The sequence below is a fragment of the Streptomyces griseorubiginosus genome, assembly GCF_017614965.1.
GTDB lineage: Bacteria > Actinomycetota > Actinomycetes > Streptomycetales > Streptomycetaceae > Streptomyces > Streptomyces griseorubiginosus_B.
This window is the reverse complement of the sequence record NZ_WVUG01000200.1, coordinates 1-16,120: the sequence shown is the minus strand read 5'-3', so window position 1 is coordinate 16,120 and position 16,120 is coordinate 1. Positions and strand designations below refer to the sequence as shown.

At 69.5% G+C, this 16,120-nt stretch carries 9 protein-coding genes; 1 reads left to right on the top strand and 8 read right to left on the bottom strand.

Annotated features, from left to right (window positions below):
- Positions 1–444: 444 nt before the first annotated feature.
- The 8 genes from GRC12_RS29815 to GRC12_RS29780 form a co-directional block, all read right to left on the bottom strand.
- On the bottom strand, positions 445–819 hold the full coding sequence (locus GRC12_RS29815) for a helix-turn-helix domain-containing protein (protein WP_127177649.1): 375 nt from the start codon (positions 817–819) through the stop codon (positions 445–447).
- A gap of 109 nt (positions 820–928) precedes the next feature.
- A complete protein-coding gene (locus GRC12_RS29810; protein WP_208782630.1) occupies positions 929–1,474 on the bottom strand; it encodes a CinA family protein in 546 nt (181 codons plus the stop codon).
- Positions 1,471–2,193, bottom strand: a complete 723-nt coding sequence (gene pgsA / locus GRC12_RS29805; protein ID WP_208782627.1) for a CDP-diacylglycerol--glycerol-3-phosphate 3-phosphatidyltransferase — start codon at positions 2,191–2,193, stop codon at positions 1,471–1,473. The genes GRC12_RS29810 and pgsA overlap by 4 nt, the downstream gene beginning before the upstream one ends.
- Entirely contained in the window at positions 2,190–3,659 is a 1,470-nt protein-coding gene (rimO, locus tag GRC12_RS29800) for a 30S ribosomal protein S12 methylthiotransferase RimO (protein WP_208782625.1), read from the bottom strand. The genes pgsA and rimO overlap by 4 nt, the downstream gene beginning before the upstream one ends.
- Before the next feature lie 84 nt (positions 3,660–3,743).
- The gene (locus tag GRC12_RS29795; RefSeq protein WP_208782623.1) at positions 3,744–4,580 is read right to left on the bottom strand and encodes a helix-turn-helix domain-containing protein; all 837 of its coding nucleotides are present in this window, start codon (positions 4,578–4,580) and stop codon (positions 3,744–3,746) included.
- 245 nt (positions 4,581–4,825) lie between these two features.
- The gene (locus GRC12_RS29790; protein WP_208782620.1) at positions 4,826–7,525 is read right to left on the bottom strand and encodes a DNA translocase FtsK; all 2,700 of its coding nucleotides are present in this window, start codon (positions 7,523–7,525) and stop codon (positions 4,826–4,828) included.
- Positions 7,526–7,660: 135 nt separating this feature from the next.
- A complete protein-coding gene (locus tag GRC12_RS29785) occupies positions 7,661–8,341 on the bottom strand; it encodes a response regulator (RefSeq protein ID WP_208782618.1) in 681 nt (226 codons plus the stop codon).
- A 244-nt stretch (positions 8,342–8,585) separates the two neighbouring features.
- The gene (locus GRC12_RS29780) at positions 8,586–14,057 is read right to left on the bottom strand and encodes a HAMP domain-containing protein (protein WP_208782616.1); all 5,472 of its coding nucleotides are present in this window, start codon (positions 14,055–14,057) and stop codon (positions 8,586–8,588) included.
- Positions 14,058–14,432: 375 nt separating this feature from the next.
- Here GRC12_RS29780 and GRC12_RS29775 point away from each other — a divergent pair.
- On the top strand, positions 14,433–16,120 hold a 1,688-nt coding region (locus GRC12_RS29775; RefSeq protein ID WP_208782614.1), incomplete at its 3' end, for a GAF domain-containing protein.

Here is a 16,120-nt window from a genome sequence, read left to right as displayed (position 1 = left end):
CCCTCCAGCACTCCGGCACCCGGCGTGAAGGCGAGCCGCAGCACGGCCCACCACCACAGCGCCCCGAACCCGAGAAGCGCCCCCCAGCGCGCTGCCGGCCGTGCCATGGACCACCTCCAGCCCCGAAGCTAGACCGCCGCCGCCACCGACGGGAGGGCGCACCAACGGCACAGGGGCGCACCGCTCACCATGAGGAGCCACAGTCCCGGGCGTTCCCCGCGACAACGCGCCACGGGCCTCCACCTTGACCGCCCCTCGCCACCCCGGCAAACGGACCGGCGTGGCCGTAGCGGCCCCGGGCCAGGGTGACGGAGGAAGAAGACCCCGAACAGCACGAAAACCCCGACCGCACCTCTCCAGGTCTCCCTGGAGAAGCCCCGGCCGGGGCCCCGCACACTTTTTCGGTGCCAGTCAGCGCCTCGTCGGTCTACACCCGCGTGAGGGTCACGCGGCGACCACGTCCACCGCCTCCGCGGGCGCCTTGATGGTCACCCGTTCCGGTGGCACACCGGTCACCGAGACGGAACCCAGCATCGGACGGACCGGTGCCGGGACGGGCTCGGTGGCCGCAGCAGACTGGGCCAGCTCGGCGAGGGCGAGCTCGTCGCTCACTTCTCGCATGAGCTCGGACATCCGTACGTCCAGCGCGTCGCAGATGGCGGCGAGCAGTTCGGAGGAAGCCTCCTTCTGCCCCCGCTCCACCTCGGAGAGATAGCCGAGTGAGACTCGGGCGGACGAGGAGACTTCGCGCAGAGTACGGCCCTGGCGTTGGCGCTGCCGACGCAGCACGTCACCCAGCAGGCGACGGAGCAGGATCATCGGTGGCTCCCTCCTCGGACCGCGTAGCCGCATCCTTCTCGCCCCACCGTACCGCCTCGCGCCGCGGCCGTGCGGGGAGCGATGTCGTGTTCACTCAGGGCTGCAAACATCAAAACCCCCCGTTCTGTTCCGTATCCTGTGCCCGCTCATTCCCAGTGTGTTCGCCCGCAAGCTCACTCAGGAGCAGTGCGAGTACGCTCCGTACACTCTCTCTACGAATTTCCGCGCGGTCGCCGTTCAACCGCAGGGCCAGTACTTTTCCGCCACCGGCAGAACCAGGAACCGTCGCGAACGGCCCGTCGACGGCCACGAACACCGTCCCGACAGGCTGTCCGTCCTGCGGCTCCGGGCCCGCGACACCGGTCGTCGCGATGCCCCAGTCGGCGCCGAGCGCCTTGCGCACGCCGGCCGCCATCTGGCTCGCGACCTGCGCGTCCACCGCTCCGCGAGTGGCAAGCAGGGGGGCGTCGACCCCCAGCAGGTGGTGCTTGAGCTCGGTGGCGTAGGCGGTCACCGAACCGCGGAAGACCTTGGACGCCCCGGGGACCGCTGTGATGTCCGCCGCAACGAGCCCGCCGGTGAGGGACTCGGCGACGGCGAGGGTCTCACCCCTCACGGTCAGTAGTCGCACCACGTCGGCGGCCGGGGGACTCACGCTTCCGCCTCCTCCAACGCGGCCCGGCGCTCGGCGATTCCCCGCCTGCGCAGCACAATGGCCTGTCTCACATAGTCCAGCCCGGTCACCACGGTCAGGACGACCGCCACGGCCATCACCCAGAACCTCAGGGTGGCCAGCCATCCCGTCAGCGCCAGGACGTACATCCCGACCGCCACGCCCTGGGTGAGCGTCTTCAGCTTGCCGCCGCGGCTGGCCGGGATGACGCCGTACCGGATGACAAGGAAACGCAGGAGCGTGATCCCCAGTTCCCGGCCGAGGATGACGATCGTCACCCACCACGGCAGGTCGCCCAGCGAGGAGAGACAGATCAGCGCCGCCCCCATGATCGCCTTGTCGGCGATGGGGTCGGCGATCTTCCCGAAGTCGGTGACGAGGTCGTAGGTGCGCGCCAGATGCCCGTCGAACAGGTCGGTGATCATGGCGACGGCGAAGGCTGCCCAGGCGACGGAACGCCAGGCCGGGTCGTATCCGCCGTCGGCCAGCATCAGGGCGACGAAGGCGGGGACCAGGAGCAGCCGGAGCATGGTCAGCAGATTGGCGATGTTCCAGACGCTGGCCTGGTCGACGGCCGCGGCCGCGATCTTGCCGCCCCGCGCGGGCTTCGTCCCGCCCGCCGCCTCGGCATCGGTGCCTTCGGTCTTCGGAGCACCCGCCTTGGAGGAGCCGTTCGCCGCCGATGCCGGCACTCCGGTCATCTGCCCGCCTCCTCACTACACGCGAGCGAGCCCGTGAGCGGCTCAGCCACCAGGTCGACACCTTCCGTACCGACCACCTTGGCCTCGACGATACGGCCGACACTCAGTCCCTCGCCGCTGGTGAGCAGCACCTGGCCGTCGGTCTCGAGCGCCTGGTGCGCCCCGCGGCCGTACACGCCCTCCTCGTCCACGGATTCCACGAGCACGTGCACGCTCTCGCCCAGGCGCTCCTCGGCGCGCTGGGAGACGAGCTCCTCCGCCAGCCGGGAGACACGGGCCAGTCGCTCGGCGACGACGTCCTCGTCCAGCTTGTTCTCGTAGGTCGCCGCCTCGGTGCCCTCCTCGTCGGAGTACCCGAAGACACCGATGGCGTCCAGCCGCGCGCCGTTCAGGAAGCGCTCGAGCTCCGCCAGGTCGGCCTCGGTCTCGCCGGGGAAGCCGACGATGAAGTTGGAGCGCACTCCGGCCTGGGGCGCCTTGGTCCGGATGGTGTCGAGCAGTTCCAGGAAGCGGTCGGTGTCGCCGAAGCGGCGCATCGCGCGCAGCACGTCGGGCGCGGAGTGCTGGAAGGAGAGGTCGAAGTACGGGGCGACCTTCGGGGTGGAGGTCAGGACGTCGATCAGCCCGGGACGCATCTCGGCGGGCTGGAGGTAGCTGACGCGCACCCGCTCGATTCCGTCGACCTCGGCGAGCTCCGGCAGCAGCGACTCCAGCAGACGGATGTCGCCGAGGTCCTTGCCGTACGAGGTGTTGTTCTCGGAGACCAGCATGATCTCCTTGACGCCCTGCTCGGCCAGCCAGCGCGTCTCGTTCAGGACGTCGCTGGGGCGGCGGGAGATGAAGGAGCCGCGGAAGGACGGGATGGCGCAGAACGAGCAGCGCCGGTCGCAGCCCGAGGCGAGCTTCACCGAGGCGACCGGAGAGCCGTCCAGACGACGGCGCAGGGGCGCGCGGGGACCGGAGGCGGGCGCGAGGCCCTCCGGGAGGTCCACGGGGCCGTGCCCGGGCAAGGCGACCTCGGCGGCCGACTCCTGCCGCTCGGCGGGGCTGATGGGCAGCAGCTTGCGCCGGTCGCGCGGGGTGTGGGAGGCGTGGATGCCGCCGTTGAGGATGGTCTGCAGGCGGTCGGAGATGTCCGCGTAGTCGTCGAAGCCGAGCACGCCGTCGGCCTCGGGGAGGGCCTCGGCGAGCTCCTTGCCGTACCGCTCGGCCATGCAGCCCACCGCCACGACGGCCTGGGTTCTCCCGTGGCCCTTGAGGTCGTTGGCCTCCAGGAGGGCGTCGACGGAGTCCTTCTTGGCGGCCTCGACGAAGCCACAGGTGTTGACGACGGCGACGTCCGCGTCCTCGGCGTCCTCCACGAGCTCCCAGCCGTCCGCCTCCAAGCGGCCTGCGAGCTCCTCCGAGTCCACCTCGTTACGGGCGCAGCCAAGGGTGACGAGTGCGACGGTACGGCGTTCAGGCATGCGCTCAAGACTACTTTGTCTCACTGACAGCCCATGTCGACGGGGCTGGCGATCTTCGCCAGCCCCGTGGGAACGACCGTGGTGCTAACCGACCTGGGGGTCGCCCTTGGTGTACGTCAGGCGCTCGACCGCGCCCGGCTGGAAGTCGTCCTCGATCTTCTTGCCGTTGACGTAGAGCTGGATGGCCCCGGCGTCCCCGAGGACGAGGTTGATCTTGTCGCTGTCCTGGAAGGTCTTGGACTCGCCCTGCTTGAGGAGTCCGTCGAACAGAAGCCGGCCGTTGTGGTCCTTGGCGGAGATCCAGCTGCGTCCGTCGGCGGCGGAGACCTGGACGGTCACCTTGTCCTGCGGCGCGGCCGCGATGGCGCTGTCGGAGGGGTCGGACTTCGGGGTGGCGGGCTTGTTGTTCTTGGGCGTGGGCGAGGCGGACTTGCTGACGGAGGGCGTGGACCCTTCGGCGACCTGCGTCTTGGCGCCACTGTCGTCGCCGCCCTTGAAGGCGGTGAAGCCGACGAAGCCGACCACGGCGACGATCGCGGCGACCATCGCCGCGGTCCAGTTCGGCCCGCGCCGCTCGGGACGGATGCGCTCCGCCTCGAAGAGCGGTGCCGCCGGGGTCGGCGCGGGACGGCCGCCGTGGTCGGCGTCGTACTGCGCCAGCAGCGGGGCGGGATCGAGGTGGACGGCCTTGGCCAGAGTCCGGATGTGCCCGCGCGCGTAGACGTCCCCGCCGCAGGGGGCGAAGTCGTCCGCCTCGATGGCGTGCACGATGGCGATGCGGACCCGGGTGGCGTTGCTGATGTCGTCGACGGTCAGCCCGGCATCGATCCGCGCCTGTTTGAGGGCGCGGCCGACGGACAGGGCTTGCTCGCGATCGTCTTCGAACGGACGCTCGTCTTCAGGGGAGTTGCCGATGGACACGGGGGCGCCTTTCGAGCGTTTAAGCCACCTGTGCTGGAGGTTCAGTCTATGGGGGGTGCGAAAGGGTGGGGCAACCGGGCGGTGGAGCTTGTTAGCCCATCGGTATGGCCGGACACACCGATGGTGGGGCACGCGCTTGTCGCTTCCCTCAACTTGACGTACGCCGAAGGGAAACGGTTGCTCAATGATCCCTTACGGGTGAGTCACGATCAGACATCGACGGCCGCACCCGTTCGGGTCTTCTCTCAAGCCTCCCCGCGGATCACCGCGAGCACGCCGTCCAGTTCGTCGGGCTTCACAAGAACGTCACGGGCCTTCGAGCCCTCGCTCGGTCCGACGACCCCCCGCGACTCCATGAGGTCCATCAGCCGCCCGGCCTTGGCGAAGCCGACGCGCAGCTTGCGCTGGAGCATGGACGTCGACCCGAACTGGGTGGAGACCACCAGCTCGGCCGCCTGGCAGAGCAGGTCGAGGTCGTCGCCGATCTCCTCGTCGATCTCCTTCTTCTGCTTGGTGCCCACGGTGACGTCGTCCCGGAAGACGGGCGCCATCTGGTCCTTGCAGTGCTGGACGATCGCCGCGACCTCGTCCTCGGTCACGAACGCGCCCTGCATACGGGTGGGCTTGCTGGCACCCATCGGCAGGAAGAGCCCGTCGCCTTTGCCGATCAGCTTCTCGGCGCCGGGCTGGTCGAGGATGACGCGGCTGTCGGCGAGCGAGGAGGTGGCGAAGGCGAGCCGCGAGGGCACGTTCGCCTTGATCAGGCCCGTGACGACGTCGACCGACGGCCGCTGCGTGGCGAGCACCAGGTGGATGCCGGCCGCGCGCGCGAGCTGCGTGATGCGCACGATGGCGTCCTCGACGTCGCGCGGGGCGACCATCATCAGGTCGGCGAGCTCGTCCACGATCACCAGCAGGTACGGGTAGGGCTGCAGCTCCCGCTCGCTGCCCTCCGGGGACTTCACCTTGCCGTTGCGGACGGCCTCGTTGAAGTCGTCGATGTGCCGGTAGCCGTAGGCCGCGAGGTCGTCGTAGCGCAGGTCCATCTCGCGCACGACCCACTGGAGCGCCTCGGCGGCCCGCTTCGGGTTGGTGATGATCGGGGTGATCAGGTGCGGGATGCCTTCGTAGGCGGTGAGTTCGACGCGCTTGGGGTCGACGAGGACCATGCGGACGTCCTCGGGAGTCGCCCGGACCATGACCGACGTGATCAGGCAGTTGATGCACGACGACTTACCCGAACCGGTGGCTCCGGCGACGAGGACGTGCGGCATCTTCGCGAGGTTGGCCATCACGTAGCCGCCCTCGACGTCCTTGCCGAGCGCGACGAGCATCGGGTGGTCGTCCTCGGCGGCGGCCGCGAGACGCAGGACGTCGCCGAGGTTGACCATCTCGCGGTCCGTGTTGGGGATCTCGATGCCGACCGCGGACTTGCCCGGGATCGGGCTGATGATCCGCACGTCGGGGCTGGCGACGGCGTACGCGATGTTCTTGGTCAGCGCGGTGATCCGCTCGACCTTCACGGCGGGGCCGAGTTCGACCTCGTAGCGCGTGACCGTCGGCCCGCGCGTGAAGCCGGTGACGGCGGCGTCGACCTTGAACTCGGTGAAGACGTTGGTGAGCGAGGCGACCACGGCGTCGTTGGCGGCGCTGCGCGCCTTGCCGGGGCCCCCGCGCGTGAGGAGGTCGAGCGAGGGCAGGGCGTAGGTGATGTCGCCGGACAGCTGGAGCTGCTCCGCGCGCGCGGGCAGTTCGCTGGGCGCCTCGGGCGCCGGTTTGGTGAGGTCGGCGACCTCGACCTTCAGCTTCTCCTGCTTGGGCCGCGCGGCGGGCACGGGCGTGGGCGTCGGCGTGGGCGTCGCCTCCTCGCGGTCGCCGACGCTGACCCCCTGGGTGAGGTCCGCGACGACCGGCGAGGGCGGCATCCCGTGCAGGACGGCGCCGTCGAGCGCGGCAGCGGCGGCCGCCGCGACGTCCACGGCGTCCATGGGGCGCCCCATGTCGGGCTGGGGCATGGCGGAGCGCCGGGGACGGCCACGACGCTTGGAGAGGGCCTCCTGCTCCGCCCTGTCGGGGTCGTACGCCTCGGGGGCCGAGCCGCGCTTCCGCGCGCGCGGAGGCAGCGTTTCGCGCCACTGCTCGTCGTAGCGCTGGTCGTCCTCCGTGTACTCGTCCTCGTGCGGGTCGTCGACGATCCCGAGCTTCACACCGAGCAGCCGCAGCCGCTGCGGAATCGCGTTGACCGGGGTCGCCGTGACCACCAGCAGCCCGAAGACCGTCAGCAGCACCAGCAGCGGTACGGCCAGTACGTCGCCCATGGTGTACGTCAGCGGAGTCGCCGCTCCCCAGCCGATGAGGCCGCCGGCGTCCCTTATGGCCTGCATGCCGTCGCTGCGGGCGGGCGAGCCGCAGGCGATGTGGACCTGGCCGAGCACGCCGATGACGAGCGCGGACAGGCCGATCACGATGCGGCCGTTGGCCTCGGGCTTCTCGGGGTGCCGGATGAACCGCACCGCGATGACCGCGAGCAGTATCGGCACCAGCAGGTCGAGCCGGCCGAAGGCGCCGGTCACCAGGATCTCGACGAGGTCACCGACGGGGCCGCGCAGATCGGCCCAGGTGCCCGCGGCCACGATCAGTGCGATACCGAGCAGGAGCAGTGCCACGCCGTCCTTGCGATGTGCGGGGTCGAGGTTCTTCGCGCCGTTCCCTATGCCGCGGAAGACGGCGCCCACGGCGTGCGCGACGCCGAGCCAGAGGGCACGGACGAGCCGGTAGACGCCGCCGGTCGGGTTCGGCGCCGGCTTCGGCGGCGCCGCCTTCTTCGCCGCGGCCTTCTTGGCGGGCGCCTTCTTCGCCGGGGCCCTTTTCGCGGCGGCCTTCTTCGCCGGAGCCGCCGCCTTCTTCGCGGGCTGCTTCTTGGCAGCGGAGGGACGTGAGGCCATAGGTGTGAGATTACCGGTGGAGGCGACGACGGACACGCGTGCCCACCGCTTCACCCGTTCGTGTCGCCTTTGAGTGAACGTGGAACTGACGAGTCCTCATCCGCGGTTGTCCCGCAACTGTCCTCTGGATGAAGGTCAGTTCTGCGAGGTCACCGACGGCGCGCTCCCGGTGCCCGGCTCCAGCGCGTCCAGCGCCCGCCGCAGCCCGGTGAGTTTGCGTTCGAGATGGGCCGCCGTGGCCACCGCGGCCGCGTCCGCCGACTCGTCGTCGAGCTGCTTGGACAGCGCCTCGGCCTGCTCCTCGACCGCCGCGAGCCGCGCGGACAGCTCGGCGAGCAGGGAGGCCGGCTCCTTGCTGTCACCGACCGTGGCCTTGCCGCCGCCCTCCAACTGGAGCCGCAGCAGCGCCGCCTGCTCCCTCAGCTGGCAGTTCTTCATGTAGAGCTCGACGAACACCGAGACCTTCGCGCGCAGCACCCACGGGTCGAACGGCTTGGAGATGTAGTCGACCGCGCCGGCCGCGTAACCGCGGAAGGTGTGGTGCGGGCCGTGGTTGATCGCGGTGAGGAAGATGATCGGGATGTCCCGGGTCCGCTCGCGCCGCTTGATGTGGGCGGCGGTCTCGAAACCGTCCATGCCCGGCATCTGGACGTCCAGCAGAATGACCGCGAAGTCGTCCGTGAGCAGTGCTTTGAGCGCTTCCTCCCCGGACGATGCCCGCACCAGTGTCTGATCGAGCGCAGAGAGGATGGCCTCCAGCGCCAGCAGATTCTCCGGCCGGTCATCGACCAGGAGGATCTTGGCCTTCTGCACCATGGCCCGCCCTCCTCGCCCCGGATGTGCACCGGGCGCCGCCCCTGGGGACGACTCCCTTTCGCCGCCCGTCCTTGTGCCGGTCATCGTAGCCGCACCCCGCCTGTCGCCACACCCTGTCACCGTGATGTCACTGTGCACGTAGCAGAAACGCAGCGGGAGACCAGAAGGTTCCCCGTATCCCGTACTTCTACACGGCGTCGGCCACACTGAGTCAGCAACTCCGCGTGAACATCGATGGTCCTCCTCACTCCCCTCGCATCCACTGTTCCATCACCGCCAGCAGGTGGTCGGGGTCGACCGGCTTGGTGACGTAGTCGGAGGCACCGGACTCGATGGCCTTCTCACGGTCGCCCTTCATCGCCTTCGCGGTCAACGCGATGATCGGCAGCCCCGCGAACTGCGGCATCCTGCGGATCGCCGTCGTGGTCGCGTAACCGTCCATCTCCGGCATCATGATGTCCATCAGGACGACCGCCACGTCGTCGTGCTGTTCCAGCACCTCGATGCCCTCGCGGCCGTTCTCGGCGTACAGCACCGACAGGCCGTGCTGCTCCAGGACGCTGGTCAGGGCGAACACGTTACGGATGTCGTCGTCGACGATGAGCACTTTCTGGCCACCGAAGCGGATGCCGCGGTGCGGCTGCGGAGCGGCACCCTGCTCGGCGCCCGCCCACTGCTCCTGCCCGGCGGCCCGGTGGTCCCCGTCGAGGCCGCCCCGGCGGCGGCGCCTGAAGAGGGCCGCGGCGCCGTTCTGCGCCTGCTGGTACGACTTCACCTCGGCGGGCGTCTCGACCTCCGCCGCGGACAGCTGGGACAGGTCAGAGGCGGCCACCAGGTCGCTGGCCCCGAGCGCCGCCACGGGCTGCTGATAGCCCTGGGGAGGCAGTTCGCTGGGGTGCAGCGGCAAATACAGCGTGAAGGTCGAGCCGCGTCCCGGCTCGCTCTGCGCGTGGATCTCACCGCCGAGCAGCTGGGCGATCTCCCGCGAGATCGACAGCCCCAGGCCCGTACCGCCGTACTTGCGGCTGGTCGTGCCGTCGGCCTGCTTGAACGCCTCGAAGATCACCCGCATCTTGCTGGCCGCGATCCCGATGCCGGTGTCGGTGACCGAGAACGCGATCAGACCGGCGTCCGGGTCGGTGAGCGAACCGGCCTCCAGCAGCTGCTCCCGGATCGCCATGGGCACGTCCGCGCCGGCCGGCCGGATCACCAGCTCGACCGAGCCGGAGTCGGTGAACTTCACCGCGTTGGACAGCAGGTTGCGCAGCACCTGCAGGAGCCGCTGTTCGTCGGTGTGCAGGGTGGCGGGCAGCTCCGGGGAGACCCGTACGGACAGGTCCAGGCCCTTCTCCGCGGTGAGCGGCCGGAAGGTGGCCTCCACGTAGTCGACGAGCTGGACGAGCGCGATACGCGTCGGCGAGACGTCCATCTTGCCCGCCTCGACCTTCGACAGGTCGAGGATGTCGTTGATCAGCTGCAGCAGGTCCGAGCCGGCGCCGTGGATCGTCTCGGCGAACTCGACCTGCTTGGGCGTGAGGTTGGCGTCGGCGTTGTCGGCGAGCAGCTTGGCCAGGATCAGCAGCGAGTTGAGCGGCGTCCGCAGCTCGTGCGACATGTTGGCCAGGAACTCGCTCTTGTAGCGCATCGACACCGCGAGCTGCTCGGCGCGCTCCTCCAGGACCTGCCGCGCCTCCTCGATCTCGGTGTTCTTCACCTCGATGTCGCGGTTCTGCTGGGCCAGCAGCTCGGCCTTCTCCTCCAGTTCGGCGTTGGACGCCTGGAGGGCCTTCTGCCGGTTCTCCAACTCGGCCGAGCGTTCACGCAGCTGCTCGGTCAGCTCCTGCGACTGCTTCAGCAGCTGCTCGGTCTTGGTGTTGACGGAGATGGTGTTGACGCTGGTCGCGATCATCTCGGCGATCTGGTTCAGGAAGTCCTTCTGGATCTGCGTGAACGGCGTGAAGGAGGCCAGCTCGATGATGCCGAGCACCTTGCCCTCGAACAGCACCGGAAGGACGATCACCTGGGCCGGCGGCGCCTCGCCGAGGCCCGAGGAGATCTTCAGATAGCCGCTGGGCGCGTTCTCCACGAGGATCGTGCGCTTCTCCTCGGCGGCCGTCCCGATCAGCGCCTCACCGGGCCTGAAGGAGGTCGGCATGGAGCCCATCGAGTAGCCGTACGACCCGAGCATGCGCAGTTCGTACGCGTCCTCGTTCTCGGCACTCAGGTCCTTGCCGTCGACCAGCGGCATCGCCACGAAGAACGCGCCGTGCTGCGCGGAGACCACCGGCGTCAGCTCGCTCATGATCAGCGAGGCCACGTCCTGCAGATCGCGGCGGCCCTGCATCAGCGCGGAGATACGGGCCAAGTTGCCCTTGAGCCAGTCCTGCTCCTTGTTGGCGATCGTGGTGTCGCGCAGGTTGGCGATCATCTTGTTGATGTAGTCCTGCAGTTCCTGGATCTCGCCGGAGGCGTCGACGTCGATCTTCAGGTTCAGGTCGCCCCGGGTCACCGCGGTGGCCACGCGCGCGATGGCGCGCACCTGCCGGGTGAGATTGCCCGCCATCTCGTTCACGGACTCGGTGAGGTCGCGCCAGGTGCCGTCCACGTCACGCACGCGTGCCTGACCGCCCAGCTGGCCCTCCGTGCCCACCTCACGGGCGACTCGGGTGACCTCCTCCGCGAAGGACGACAGCTGGTCGACCATCGTGTTGATCGTCGTCTTCAGCTCGAGGATCTCACCCCGCGCGTCGATGTCGATCTTCTTCGTCAGGTCACCCTTGGCGATCGCCGTCGTGACCATGGCGATGTTGCGCACCTGGCCGGTCAGGTTGGACGCCATGCCGTTCACCGAGTCGGTGAGGTCCTTCCAGGTGCCCGCCACGCCCGGGACATGCGCCTGACCGCCCAGGATGCCGTCCGTGCCCACCTCACGGGCCACCTTGGTGACCTGGTCGGCGAACGAACTCAGCGTCTTCACCATCGTGTTGAAGGTGTCGGCGAGCTGCTGCACCTCACCGCGCGCCTCGATCGTCACCGTCCGCGTCAGGTCGCCGTTGGCGACGGCCGCCGCGACCTGGGAGATGTTGCGCACCTGCATGGTCAGGTTCTTGGCCATCAGGTTCACGTTGCCGCTGAGGTCCTTCCAGATGCCCGTGACACCCGGAACGTGCGCCTGGCCGCCCAGGATGCCCTCGGTGCCCACCTCGCGGGCCACCCGGGTCACCTGCTCGGCGAAGCTGGACAGCTGGTCGACCATCGTGTTGACGGTCGTGACGAGCTCGAGGATCTCGCCCTTGGCGTCGACGGTGATCTTCTTCGACAGGTCGCCCTTGGCGACCGCGGTCGTGACCTCGGCGATCTGGCGCACCTGGATGGTCAGGTTGTTCGCCATGAAGTTCACGGACTGGGTGAGGTCCTTCCAGGTGCCGGAGACGCCCTGGACCTCGGCCTGACCGCCGAGCTGGCCCTCCGTGCCCACCTCGCGGGCGACCCTGGTGACCTCCTCCGCGAACGACGACAGCTGGTCGACCATCGTGTTCAGCGTGTTCTTCAATTCCAGGATCTCCCCGCGCGCGTCCACGGTGATCTTCTGGGACAGGTCACCGCGGGCCACCGCGGTGGCGACCTGCGCGATGTTGCGGACCTGCGCGGTGAGGTTGCCCGCCATGCCGTTCACGGAGTCGGTCAGGTCCCGCCACACACCGGCCACGCCGGGCACCTGCGCCTGACCGCCCAGACGGCCCTCGGTGCCCACCTCGCGGGCCACCCGGGTGACCTGGTCGGCGAATCCGGAGAGCTGATCGACCATCGTGTTGATGGTGTTCTTCAGCTCCAGGATCTCCCCGCGCGCGTCCACGTCGATCTTCTGGGACAGGTCGCCCTGGGCGACCGCGGTCGTCACCTGGGCGATGTTGCGGACCTGGGCCGTCAGGTTGCCGGCCATGCCGTTGACGGAGTCGGTGAGTTCCTTCCACGTGCCGGCCACACCCGGCACGACCGCCTGACCGCCGAGTCGGCCCTCGGTGCCCACGTCCCGCGCCATCCGGGTCACCTGGTCGGCGAAGGAGGACAGCTGGTCCACCATCGTGTTCACGGTGTTCTTCAGCTGGAGCATCTCACCGGAGACGTCCACGGTGACCTTCTGCGACAGATCGCCGTTGGCGACCGCCGTGGTGACCTGCGCGATGTTGCGGACCTGGCCGGTGAGGTTGCGGAAGGCGGTGTTGACGGAGTCCGTCAGGTCCTTCCAGGTACCGGCCGCGCCCGGCACCTGCGCCTGACCGCCCAGCTCGCCCTCGACACCGACCTCGCGCGCCACGCGCGTGACCTCGGAACCGAAGGACTGCAGCTGGTCCACCATCCCGTTGACGGTGTTCTTCAGCTCCAGCATCTCGCCGGCCACGTTCACCGTGACCTTCTGGGAGAGGTCACCGTTGGCCACGGCCGTGGTGACGGCCGCGATGTCCCTCACCTGAATGGTGAGATTCCGGAACACCGTGTTGACGGAGTCGGTCAGGTCCTTCCAGGTGCCGGCCGCACCCGGCACATTGGCCTGGCCGCCCAGCTGCCCGGCGGCGCCGACCTCGTTCGCCACGCGCGTGACCTCGTCCGCGAAGATCCGCAGCGTCTCGGTCATCTGGTTGATCGTGTCGGCGAGCTGCGCGACCTCGCCGCGTGCGGAGACGGTGACCTTCTGCGACAGGTCGCCGTTGGCGACGGCGGTGGTGACCTGCGCGATCCCGCGCACCTGGGCCGTGAGATTGCCGGCCATCAGGTTCACCGAATCGGTGAGGTCCTTCCACACACCGGCCACACCCGGCACCTGCGCCTGCCCGCCGAGCTCGCCCTCCGTGCCCACCTCGCGCGCGACTCGCGTCACCTCGGAGGAGAAGGACGACAGCTGGTCGACCATCGTGTTGACGGTGTTCTTCAGCTCCAGCATCTCGCCGGCGACGTGCACGGTGACCTTGCGGGACAGGTCACCCTTGGCCACCGCGGTGGTGACCAGCGCGATGTCGCGGACCTGCGCCGTCAGCCGGTACGCCATGGTGTTGACGGAGTCCGTGAGGTCCTTCCACGAACCCGACATGCCACGCACGCGTGCCTGTCCGCCCAGCTTGCCCTCGGTGCCCACCTCGCTCGCCACGCGCGTGACCTCGTCGGTGAACGTCGACAGCTGGTCGACGAGGTTGTTCACCGTGCGCCCGACCTTCAGGAACTCCCCGCGCAGCGGGTGCCCGGTCCCGTCGGGAGCGTGGGTCCGCAACTCCATGCGGGGCGACAGGTCACCCTCCGCCACCGCCGTGAGCACCCGGCCGACCTCGGAGACGGGCCGTACGAGGTCGTCCACGAGCGCATTGGAGGCCTCCACGGCGGCCGCCCAGGAACCCTCGTAGGCGCCCGTCTCCAGCCGCTCCGTGAGCTTGCCCTCGCGGCCGACCATCCGCCGCACCCGCGACAGCTCACCGGTCAGATGGAGATTGCGGTCGGCCACCTCGTTGAACACCGCGGCGATCTCCGACATCACGCCGTCCCCGGAGACCGTGAGCCGCTTGCGGAAATTCCCGTCGCGCATGGCCACGAGGGCCGCCAGCAGTCGGTTCAGGGCAGCCGTGTCCACCGCCGTGGTCCCGCCGCGCGGTTTGCGCTGGTTGTTCAGGGACTGTCCGCCTTTCGCGCGCGTCTTAGTGCCCCGCGTCGCTGCGCCAGACTCCACTGTGTCCCTCCCGCAGGGGTCGACCGTTACTGCTGTGTTCCGGTACTACTGCTCGTGGTACCGGTACTGCTGCGCATTTCTGCCGGATATACCAGGTCACACCACGGGCTGCTGCCCGCTGTACGCGGAAGTCACTCAGCCTGCCCGGACCTTCACCAGAAGCTTGCCCAGTGTTTCACCCTGCCTGAACCAGGCCATAACAGTTCGGCAGCTTCGCACATCGTCCGCACACCCTCTGGGCGGAAACACTGCAGACCGGCATCCGCACGGACGGCGAAGGTAAGTAACCTTGCATGCGGCTGTCCAGCCGCACCGGTCCGTCCGGCATGGGCGGTGGCACGAGAACGAGCGGGCATCGGAGGGGCGGCCGCACACATGACCACCGGACTGATCCCCGGGGGACAGCCCCCGGACCCCCGGCCGACGGGCGGCCTGCCGCATCAGCGGCACGAGCCGGTCGGCCACGCAGCCCAGCACGTCGACAACAGGCCGAGGAGTTCTGTGATCACCGCGCGCGCGGCCGCCAGCTTCGAGCCCGTCGGGCGATCGGTAGCGACCGCCCGCTCCTTCGTCCGCGACACCCTCCAGGGCTGGGGCTTCGCCGACATCGTCGACGACGCCGTGGTGCTCACCAGCGAGCTGGTGACCAACGCCGTGGTGCACGCGGGCACCTCCGCCGACGTCCTGTGCCTGCGCACCGACCAAGGCGTACGGGTCGAGGTGGCCGACCGCTACCCGGAGCGCGAGATCCCCCTCCAGGGCCATCCCGTCAACATGGGCAGCCCCGACCGCGAGGGAGGCCGCGGCCTCCAGCTGTGCGCGGCACTCGCCGGCCGCTGGGGCGTGGAGTACACGCCCACCCACAAACAGGTCTGGTTCCAGCTCGACCTCCCCGAGCGCGCGGTGGGCACGCGCGCGGCGGGCCCGTCCCTCCCCGCCGACCTCCTCCCGCTCGCCGACGGCCGGGTCCGTGTCGCCGTCGTCCAGATCGACCGCACCGGCTCCATCACCTCGTGGAACGAGGACGCCGAGGAACTCTTCGGCTACCCCGCCGAACAGGTGATCGGAAAGCCCCTCACCGATCTCGCCGCCTGGCCGCACACCCCCGGCACCAGCACCGGTATCGCCGAGGCGCTCCAACTCTCCCGCTGGGAAGGCAGTTACGGCATAAGGGGCGCCAACGGCCGCGTCACCCCGGTGTACGCCTCCCACCTCCGCGTCCGCGACACCGGCGGCGAGCCCTCCACGGTCTGTCTGCTCGTCCGGGACCACGAACGGGCCGTCCTGCAGACGCCGTTGCGCCTGCCGGCCTCCGACACCTCCTCAGCCGCCGACGGTCAGAACACCGACCCCTTCGAGGTGTTCATCGGCTCCCCGGCCCCGGACGACCTCGACGGTCTCCTCCAGCGCACGGTGGAGCGCGCCCGCGACATGCTGGACGCCGACTCCGCCTTCCTGCTCCTCGCGACAGACGACGAGACGGAGCTGGAGGTCCGCGCCTCCACCGGCCTGCCCTCCGCCCGCCAGCGCTTCGCGCGCGTGCCCGTCGAAGCCGGCCCCGGCCGCTACGGCTCGGCCCGCATGCCGGCCGTCCACGACGACCTGACGGCCGTCCCCGGCGCCGTACCGCTGCTGAACGGCACGGGCATGCGCTCGGTCGTCACGGTCCCGCTGAAGGTCGAGGGCCGCCTCACCGGCTCCCTCGGCGTCGCGGCCGAGAGTCCCGGCAGATACTCCAACGAGGAGGCCCTGCGCCTGCAGTTCGCCGCCGACCGCATCGCGCTGGCCGTCGAGTCGGCGCGCCTCGGCGAACTGGAACGCCTGCGCCGCGGCTCCCTCAGCTTCCTCGTCGAGGCCTCCGACCTCCTCGCCGGCACCCTGGACCGCGACCAGACCCTGGCCCTGATGGCCCAGATGACGGTCCCCACCCTCGCCACCTGGTGCGCGGTCTACACGATCGCCGACCAGGCCTCCGAGCCGTACCTCTCCTACGTCCTGCACGAGGACGAGGAACTCATCGACGGCATCAAGTCGTTGCTCTCCAAGGTGCCCCCGCCCGACCC